The sequence below is a fragment of the Shewanella sp. SR44-3 genome (genome assembly GCF_014163735.1).
Taxonomy (GTDB): domain Bacteria; phylum Pseudomonadota; class Gammaproteobacteria; order Enterobacterales; family Shewanellaceae; genus Shewanella.
In genome coordinates this window covers 1-796 of sequence record NZ_JACJDV010000100.1, presented here as the reverse complement: position 1 = coordinate 796, position 796 = coordinate 1, and the positions used below count along the sequence as shown (strand labels likewise).

At 39.9% G+C, this 796-nt stretch carries 1 protein-coding gene; it reads left to right on the top strand.

Annotation, left to right across the window (positions count from 1 at the left end; genetic code table 11):
- Positions 1–767, top strand: a 767-nt coding sequence (locus H5073_RS17980; RefSeq protein WP_182680928.1) for an IS3 family transposase, incomplete at its 5' end; no start/stop codon positions are given.
- Between the last annotated feature and the right edge of the window lie 29 nt (positions 768–796).

Sequence of the window (796 nt, the reverse complement as noted above, 5' to 3'; positions counted from 1 at the left end):
ATTACAAACCGATCCCCAAAAGCGTTGAAAAACAGGCTCAGATACAATTAATAGAGCAAGCTTTCTCTGACTCACACTCGACGTATGGCAAACGAAGAATACAGGCTGAACTACTTGATTTAGATTGTAGAGTCGGTGTTTACGCTATTTCTACGGTAATGAAAAACTTGGGGCTAAGGGCGATTAGGCCAAAGAAAAAACATTACTATCCTAATCAAGGTGAGGAGCAAGTTTACGCCCCTAATTTGCTTAGACGACAGTTTAATCCTACAACCTGTAATACTCACTGGGTTGGAGATATTACCTATATAAAATCACATCAAGGCTGGAGTTATTTAGCCTGTGTGCTTGATTTAGGAACCAAAAAGATCGTTGGATATGCTTTATCAAGTCAACCCAATGCAGCATTAGCGACAGCGGCCTTAAATAACGCGATACAGCGTCAGAGGCCCAATACACAGGCATTGATGTTTCACTCCGACCAAGGGTGCCAGTACTCTGCTAACGTGTTCAGAGAAAAGCTAAAGTCTTTAGGTATTGAACAAAGTATGAGTCGTAGAGGAAATTGTTGGGATAATGCGGTGATGGAACGATTTTTCAGGAGTTTAAAGACTGAAAGATTAAACCAGTTAGCTTTTATCAATCACAGCGCAGTTGTGGGCGTGGTTGAGCAATATATTCAGTTCTACAATTACAAACGCAGACATTCGGCAATAGATTATAAGACGCCACATCAAAAATATAATGAGTTAAAAAAAGCGGCTTAAAATCTCTCCAGAAAAACTTGACCATTACA